Raw genomic sequence first — 7,273 nt, 5'->3', positions numbered from 1 at the left:
CTGCCGCGATCAGGGCCAGGCCATGTCTTTCCGACCCTTCCGCAGGGGTTTCCTGGACTATCAGGCGCTCGAACAGGTTGACGGCCAGAATGGCGCCCGATTCGCCAATCGGATGCCCCCTGGCAAGCGCCCCGCCCAGATTGTTGATCCGGCCCGGATCGAGCCCGAGGTCTGCCATCGTGACCATCGCCTGGACCGCATAGGCTTCCATCACCTCGATGGCCGCAAGGTCGGCCGCCGCGATACCGGCCTGATTCAGCACCTTTCGCGCCGCCGCGATCGGCACCAGTGCCGGGTCAGCCGGATCGCCGCCGAGGGAAACGCCCGCCCGAATGGTGATGATGGGCGCGGATGTCTCACCCAAAATGTCCGCCGGCCTCAACAATACCAGTGCCGCCCCGTCCGCCTCGCAAGCAATGGTCGCGGCGCTTAGTCCGGTGTCGCCGTCTCCCTGAAGCAATGGCGCGCGCAGCGCCGTCTTCAGGGGGAGCCGGCGGGTAAAACCGTCTTGGTCCGGCCAACAATCGCCGTTGCGCACCAGGCGCTCCGCCAGGAAGGGGCGCGCCGCCATTGCCTTTTCATGGGAGGCAACGGCAAAGGCGGCCTGGTCCCGGCGCAAGATCATCCTGTCAGCGGCAAGGCGTGCGGCCGCCTCGGCAAGATCGGGATCGGTAAAGGGCGGCGGCGCAAAGGGCGGCCGGTTATAGGCCACCGGATCATCCTTCGGCGAGACGGGCCGTTTCATCCGGACCGGCGCCCGGCTGAAGCTTTCCGCGCCGCCGGCAATGACACAGTCGGCAGCGCCGGATTCGATCAGGCGCGCGCCCAGCAAAATGGCGTCGAGACCGGAACAGCATTGGCTGTCGATGGTCAGCGCCGGCACAGAAGAAGGCAGACCGGCCCGGAGCGTGGCCAGCCGCGCGGGATTGCCGCCGCCATAAAGCGCGTTGCCGAGCAGCACATGATCGACCTCGCCCGGTTTGACGCCGGCATCGGCCAAAAGCTGGGCCAGGACCGGCGCGGCCAGCTCATCGGCCTGGAGCGATGACAGAGCGCCGCCGCGCGGACAGACGGCGGTCCTTCGCGCCGCGACAATTGCGGCACGCCTTTTTGCGCTCACCGGTCCGCTCCTCCCGTTTTCAACTCGGTCAGGATCCTTTGAATATCCGGCTTTCCGCCCGAAGTCAGCGGCAAGTGGTCCCGGAGATGCAGCCTGCGCGGTATCTTGCCGGATGCAAGCCGCTCCCTGCAATGGTGCAGGAGAGCGTCCGCTGTCTCGTCAACTGGTCCCGTCAGCTGCACGACGGCCTCCAGCCGCTCGCCGCGCACCGGATCGGGCAAACCGACGACGACGGCCAGCGCCACGGCGGGATGGGCCGACAGCACCGCCTCGACCTCTTCCGGATAGACATTGAGACCGGAGGTGACGACCATCCGGTTTTCGCGGCCGGTCAGAAACAGAAAGCCGTCTTTGTCGAGAAAACCGTGATCGCCGACCGTCAGCCAGCTGTCCCGCCAGCGCGTATCCTGCGAACCGCCGCACAGATACCCGGAAAAGAGCAGTCCGCTCTTGACCCAGACCGGGCCGGACCGCCCGGCGGACGCCGGATTGCGAGGGTCGCCAATGGCAATCGACACGCCGGGTGCCGCCCGGCCGACGGAACCAGCAGGGATAGTGTCGTCCGGGCCTGCGATGGTGATGAAGCTGGTTTCCGAGGCGCCATAGAATTCGAACAGCCGCGCCTCCGGGAAAACCGTCTTCAGGGCCTCCCTGTCGGCGTCATGCCACTTGGCGCCGCTGGCCAGGACCTGGCGCACGGCGCCCAGCGGTCCCGACCGTCCTGAAACCTCCGCCAGAAGATGAAGCTGGGTCGGTGTCGCATAGAGCACCGCGCCGTCCCCGCCGGCCACCCTCAGCGCCGCCAGGACACTGCGCGGATCGAAGCGCGGCAGCAACGCGACTTCCTGGCCGCCGGCCAGGGCGCAGACCGCGCCGTAAAGATGCAGCGAATGGGTGAGCTGTCCCGGGATGACCACGCGGCTCTCCGGCGCAATGCCGAACAGGGCGGAGGACAGCTTGAAACTTTCCAGCCAGGAGCCGTGCGAGCGGACATAACCCTTTGGCATGCCGCTGGAACCGGAGGTGAAGCCCGCGTAAAAAAGGTCGTTCTCTTCCGGTGGCACGGTATCCGGTGCCTGCCGGTTCGACGACGGGACGTTGCCGGCTGCCAGCTCTTCGAAGCGCGCATCATCGACAACGAGTTCCGGTTCGATCTCCCCCAGGGCGGCCCCTGCCAAGGTCGCCGGCCAGTCCGGGTCCATCACCACAGCGATGCGGCCGGTGCGGGCACAGGCAAAAAAGCAGAGCAGCAGGGCAACCGGATCCGTCAGGCGCAGCACCACCCGGCCGCTCCGCCGGGTGTGCGACCCAAGCGCCCCCTCAAGAACGGCAACAGCGCGGGCCAGATCCTGCCGGGACAAACGGATCGGGCCGCAGCTAAGTGCGGCCCGGTCGGGAGCTTCATTTGCAAACCGGTCAAGCCGGTCGCCGACAAAGGCCATGGGCCGGCCTTCTCTTCGGGATCAGGAGCGGGACAGGACGGCGCCGGGCAAGCCGCGGGCAACCGTCTGCGCGATCAACGCCGTCAGCACCACCTTGACCAGATCGCCGGGGATGTAAATGGCGCTGCCCAGCGCGGCCTTGGGCAGGGACAGGCCGGCCATGATGGCAACACCCGGGATACCGAAAGCATAGACCACCAGAATGCCGCCGACAGCCGCGGCAATGGCCGCCGACACCAGGACATTCATTTCACGGGTGGACTGCATGACCCAGCCGGCGACCAAGGCACCGACCGGCCAGCCGACCAGGAAGCCGACCGAAGGCCCCATGAACACGCCAAGGCCGCCACGGCCACCGGCCAGCAGCGGCGCGCCGAGCGCGACCAGGAACAGAAAAAGAAGAACCGCCAGAGCGCCACGCACCGGGCCGAGCATGACGCCGGCCAGCATGACGCCGAGGGTCTGGGCGGTGATCGGAACGCCGCCGAGAAAAGCAATCGAGACGGGCGGGACAAGTCCCAATGCCGCGATCAGGGCCGCATAGAAAGCAATGTGCACAAGTGATCGGTCAGCCATTTTTATATACCTTCTTCTCGATGGTCTGAGCGCTGCCGCTTGCGGTTGAGTTTACCAGAGACTCTAGGGCGACGCTGCGTCGTCTGTTGGCGGGATAACCCAATTTCTTGGCAATTGCCAGATCCATTCGACTTATCTCCTAGGTTATCTTGACAGGCCTTCCGAACCGCCGCGGGCTTTTAAAGCCTCGGCGACATTGTCGGACATGCGCAGGGACTGGATTGCAAACGGCGCCAGCAACCGCCAGGAATTCCGCGATCCGGTGCGCGCCTGCCAGGCCTCGCGCAACAGGCCGTAAACCAGCAGCATATGCGGCGCGAACCGCAGCACCAGCGCCACTCCGAGCGCGGGCTTGCGCGGCGACACGCCAAGGACACCTAGCGGACGGAACAGCGGCTGGACCGCCTCGAGCATGTCGTCCAAGCGCGTTGTGATCGACACGAAATTGGCCGCGAGGATCATCACCACCAGGCGCAGCACAATAACGACACCGTCATTGAGGGTCCCTGAGAGCCAGTGCAGCGCCAGCAGAAGGACAAGGACAAAGGACAGGCTGCGCAGGAGTTTCAGCTGTGCCAGGCCCTCGCGCCCGAGCGAGGCGTAGCACAGGATCACGGCGGCCAGGGACGCCAGATAGGCCCAGACGGAGACAACCTGAAACAGCACCAGGCTGGCAAGGGCGACGGCAAGCAGCTTCCAGCCCGCCCGCAGGCGGTGTGCCCAGCTGTCGCCCTGAAGGTAGAGGGAAATCATAGCCCGGCGAACTCCGGATTGCGCCCGAGCCGGAGGTCGATGTCCTGGCGGTAGGCGGCGCGCACCGCGTCCGGCTCGCCATCCATGCGCAGCCGGCCATCCTCCAGCCAGATCAGACGGTCGAAACCGTCGAAATGCTCCAGATCGTGGGAAACCATGACGATCTTCTGCGGCAGGGACAGGATCTTGTCGCGGATCCGCCGGGTGACAAGGGTGTCCAGACTGGTCATCGGCTCGTCGAGCACCAGCAATTTCGGCTCCATCACCAGCACCGCCAGAATGCAGACCAGCTGTTTCTGACCTTCGGAAAGCTCGGTCACCGGTTTGCCGGCGAGCGCCTCGACGCCGTGAAGAGCCAAAAAGCTCCGAGCCCGGCTGCGGCTGTCGTCCTTGCTTGCGCCCAACTGGGTCAGGCCGAAGGCGATCTCCTCCTCGACGGTCGGAAAGATGGCCTGGTGATCCGGATTCTGGAAGACAAATCCGACATGGCGAGGGAGCTCAAGCTCGGCTTCGGCGGCTGGCGCCCCGTACAATGTGAGCGTGCCGCCCGTCGGCGCGCGCAGACCGTTCAGCATGCGGACAAAGGAACTCTTCCCGGACCCGTTGAGACCGACTACGCCGATCCTGGCCTCGTCCAGGGACAGGGTCAGGTCCTCCAGGATCGTCTTGCCGCCGATCTCAAGTCCGACACGGTCGAACACCGCATAGGGACTTGCCTCGGGATTGCAGACCTGTGGCCGGTCCCTGTTCTTCTTTTTGGGCCAGAAAGCCATGTCACCTCGTCGCGGATGGCAGGTCGCCATCACCCGGTCTTTCGCGTTTTGCCGCTTATCGGCCGGAATCCCAAACATGTCAAAGCGGGACATACTCACGTCCCGCTCAGGTCACAGGTCTTCGTAACGTCAGGATCAGCCTACCGGACGGGTCAATTCCGGCAAGTCGGCCATTTGGTCGATCGTTGCCTGGATGCGTTTGAGCGCCCATTGAAAGCGTTCGTCAGATTCCTCGGATCCAAAGGTGAGGCGCAGATAGGGTGCCGGTGCATGGTCTTTGCCCTGGAAGTAGCGGGACGACAGAACCGAAATGCCCTGATGGGAGAGGGCTGCCTGGAGCGCATCGGCATCGACGATGTCCGGCAGGCGCAGCCAGCCGAACACCTTGTTGACGTCGCCTTGCAGAAAATGGGGCGCAAGCAGGTCGCGCGCCTTCAAAAACCGGTTGCGATTGGCCTTGCGTTTCAGCCGCAGGGTCTTGAAGAGATGACCTTCGCGCACCCAGCCGGCAATCAGCTCCGCCGTGATCGGCGAGGCCATCCAGGTGCTTTCGCCGATCTTGTTGCGAATGCTGTCGCCAAAGGCCTTCGGCACATGGACAAAGCCGATCCGGCTGCCCGGCGAACAGACCTTGGAGATACTGGCGATCGAGGCGGTGCGCTCCGGCGCCAATGCTCCGAAGGCGGGCAGGGTTTCGGGCAGGAACGGCGTATAGGGATCGTCCTCGACAATCTTCAGATCATGCTCGCGCGCGACCCGCACCAGATCCTGGCGCTCTTCGACCGACATGGTGTGGGTGGTCGGGTTCTGCATGTTCGGCATCAGGAAGACACCACGCACGCCGTGCGCGGCCGCGGCCCGGGCCAGCGCTTCCGGGTCCATGGCGCCGAAACCGCCGTCCGTCCGGGTGAGGGCGGGCACGGGCACCGGTTTCAGGCCGAGGCTTGAGAGCGAGGAAAAGATCGACGGATAGGTGAACCGGTCGACCGCAATCGCGTCGCCGGCGCGGAACAGAGCCTGGCAGGTGACCTGGATGCCGTGCTGGGCGCCGCAGGTAACGGCGACTCGTGCCGGATCCGCTTCCAGCCCGTAGTCCTTGAACACCAGGACGCCGGTTTCCCGGTGCGTTTTCAGGCCTTCGGAGGGCACAAAACCGTTGAGCCGGTCGATGCCGGCGGTGCGCGCCATACGCACCAGCCCGTCCGACAGGCTGGGATTGAGATGCGGATAAGCAAAATTGCGCGCCAGGTCGCAACTGTCCGGCTCGTCTTCTTTCGGAACCAGAGGCGAGACCTTCTGGGTTTCCGAGGCAATATAAGTGCCTCGGCCGGTTTCGCCCTTGACCAGGCGGCGGCGCTCCGCCTCGCCATAAGCCCGGGTGATCGTGCCGAGCGTGACGCCGAGCTGATAGGCCAGCTCGCGCTGCGGCGGCAGCCGGTCGCCCTGGGCGAGCGCACCCGTCTTGATGTCGTCTTCCAGCGCATCGGCAATCGCCAGGTAGATCGGGCCGGCGGCCGCCTCGATGTTCGGGATCCACATTGTCATAGGAACAATGTTATCATTGACTGATACAATTCCTCAAGCGCATTTATGTCTCCGCCATTTTGTATCGATTGTATCTATCGATCGATCCGCATTGTCTGGAGACACCCATGGATCACGCCACCTTTCTCGCCTTTGCGGTGTTTGTCATCGTCATGACCGGCACACCCGGTCCCGGCAACCTGACCTTTCTGGCCATCGGCGCCTCGGCGGGCTATCGCACGGCCTTTCCGGTGATCGTTGCGTCGCAGATCGGGTCGATGCCTCTGAAGCTCAGCGTCGCCTATGGCCTTGGGCATGTCTTGGCGGGCGGCGGCCCGGTCGTCACCGTCTTCAAGGTGCTGAGCATGGCCTACATGACCTATCTTGCCTGGCGCATAGTCTGCCTCAGCGTCAAACCGAAGGGAGAGGTCGCCCTGCCCAGTTTCTGGGAAGGCCTGCTGATCCATCCGCTCAGCCCGAAGACCTGGGCCATGAACCTGGTCGCCTTCTCGACGTTTCTGGCTGGAAATGGCCTCAGCATTCACGAGAACGCCCTGATCCTGGTTGCCGGCTTCACCCTGGGTGGCATGGTGTTCCATTCGCTATGGGCGCTGGTCGGCGTTTCCATTCTGGCTTTGATCGGCGACGGTCCGCTGATGCGCGCGATCACCGTGACCATGGCCGTTGCCATGCTGGCGGCAACACTTTGGGCGCTGTTGCTCTAGTGTGGTGAATTTGAAATTCGAAAACCACACTAGAAACATATGCTTGCTAGTCACCCTTTTGAATCTGAAGCTCGTTCCGAGTTTGCCGGGAAATAAGACGAACTTCAGATTAGGGTGACTAGGGTCAGGACCCATTCATTTGAGTGAAATGGTAGGAATGAATTTGTTCGGATACGAGGCGCAAAGCTGCAGGAAACCGTCCGGTTTCCAAAGATTTGCAACGACGTTGCCGGGCAAATTCACCCTATCCCGGAGGGACGCAAAACGGCTTAGATTTGCTGCGTCAAACCGCTCAACCGGGCAGGAAGCCCGCTTTTCGCGCTTTTCCTTGCAACTCCTTGCCGTTTGTTGCGCCATTTC

The 7,273-nt window shown here is 63.8% G+C and carries 8 protein-coding genes (1 of these 8 only partly in view); 1 reads left to right on the top strand and 7 read right to left on the bottom strand.

Annotation, left to right across the window (positions count from 1 at the left end):
• From M0H32_RS29675 to M0H32_RS26030, 7 genes are all read right to left on the bottom strand, one after another.
• A protein-coding gene (locus tag M0H32_RS29675; protein WP_248159405.1) for an acetyl-CoA C-acyltransferase crosses the window boundary here: on the bottom strand, positions 1 to 1,120 show its 5' portion. 62 nt of this gene lie to the left of the window's left edge; the window shows 1,120 of its 1,182 coding nt (coding positions 1–1,120); its start codon is at positions 1,118 to 1,120; its stop codon lies off the left edge, out of view.
• Positions 1,117 to 2,562 carry an AMP-binding protein gene (locus M0H32_RS26050; RefSeq protein ID WP_248159404.1) on the bottom strand — a complete coding sequence of 482 codons (1,446 nt, stop codon included), beginning with the start codon at positions 2,560 to 2,562 and terminating at the stop codon, positions 1,117 to 1,119. The genes M0H32_RS29675 and M0H32_RS26050 overlap by 4 nt, the downstream gene beginning before the upstream one ends.
• 21 nt (positions 2,563 to 2,583) lie before the next feature.
• Complete coding sequence (locus M0H32_RS26045; RefSeq protein WP_248159402.1) at positions 2,584 to 3,138, bottom strand: biotin transporter BioY; 555 nt, start codon at positions 3,136 to 3,138, stop codon at positions 2,584 to 2,586.
• Positions 3,131 to 3,265, bottom strand: a complete 135-nt coding sequence (locus M0H32_RS29575) for a hypothetical protein (RefSeq protein ID WP_282449563.1) — start codon at positions 3,263 to 3,265, stop codon at positions 3,131 to 3,133. The genes M0H32_RS26045 and M0H32_RS29575 overlap by 8 nt, the downstream gene beginning before the upstream one ends.
• 17 nt (positions 3,266 to 3,282) lie before the next feature.
• Entirely contained in the window at positions 3,283 to 3,891 is a 609-nt protein-coding gene (locus M0H32_RS26040; RefSeq protein WP_248159400.1) for an energy-coupling factor transporter transmembrane component T family protein, read from the bottom strand.
• Positions 3,888 to 4,664: an energy-coupling factor ABC transporter ATP-binding protein gene (locus M0H32_RS26035; protein WP_248159398.1), complete on the bottom strand. Its 777-nt coding sequence runs from the start codon at positions 4,662 to 4,664 to the stop codon at positions 3,888 to 3,890. Before M0H32_RS26035 ends, M0H32_RS26040 begins: the two co-directional genes overlap by 4 nt.
• A gap of 135 nt (positions 4,665 to 4,799) precedes the next feature.
• The gene (locus M0H32_RS26030) at positions 4,800 to 6,209 is read right to left on the bottom strand and encodes an aminotransferase-like domain-containing protein (RefSeq protein WP_248159396.1); all 1,410 of its coding nucleotides are present in this window, start codon (positions 6,207 to 6,209) and stop codon (positions 4,800 to 4,802) included.
• A gap of 107 nt (positions 6,210 to 6,316) precedes the next feature.
• Here M0H32_RS26030 and M0H32_RS26025 point away from each other — a divergent pair, with 107 nt between their 5' ends.
• Positions 6,317 to 6,913, top strand: coding sequence for a LysE family translocator (locus M0H32_RS26025; RefSeq protein WP_248159394.1), 597 nt, complete (start codon positions 6,317 to 6,319; stop codon positions 6,911 to 6,913).
• Positions 6,914 to 7,273: the final 360 nt, after the last annotated feature.

The sequence above is a fragment of the Roseibium sediminicola genome (genome assembly GCF_023156505.1).
Lineage (GTDB): Bacteria > Pseudomonadota > Alphaproteobacteria > Rhizobiales > Stappiaceae > Roseibium > Roseibium sediminicola.
Note: the sequence above shows the minus strand (reverse complement) of the source record. Positions and strands in the feature narration are given on the sequence as shown.

Coding starts and splice junctions, on each gene's coding strand:
- M0H32_RS26050 (WP_248159404.1), bottom strand. CDS start 2,562: ATGGCCTTTGTCGGCGACCGGCTTGACCGGTTTGCAAATGAAGCTCCC.
- M0H32_RS26045 (WP_248159402.1), bottom strand. CDS start 3,138: ATGGCTGACCGATCACTTGTGCACATTGCTTTCTATGCGGCCCTGATC.
- M0H32_RS29575 (WP_282449563.1), bottom strand. CDS start 3,265: ATGGATCTGGCAATTGCCAAGAAATTGGGTTATCCCGCCAACAGACGA.
- M0H32_RS26040 (WP_248159400.1), bottom strand. CDS start 3,891: ATGATTTCCCTCTACCTTCAGGGCGACAGCTGGGCACACCGCCTGCGG.
- M0H32_RS26035 (WP_248159398.1), bottom strand. CDS start 4,664: ATGGCTTTCTGGCCCAAAAAGAAGAACAGGGACCGGCCACAGGTCTGC.
- M0H32_RS26030 (WP_248159396.1), bottom strand. CDS start 6,209: ATGACAATGTGGATCCCGAACATCGAGGCGGCCGCCGGCCCGATCTAC.
- M0H32_RS26025 (WP_248159394.1), top strand. CDS start 6,317: ATGGATCACGCCACCTTTCTCGCCTTTGCGGTGTTTGTCATCGTCATG.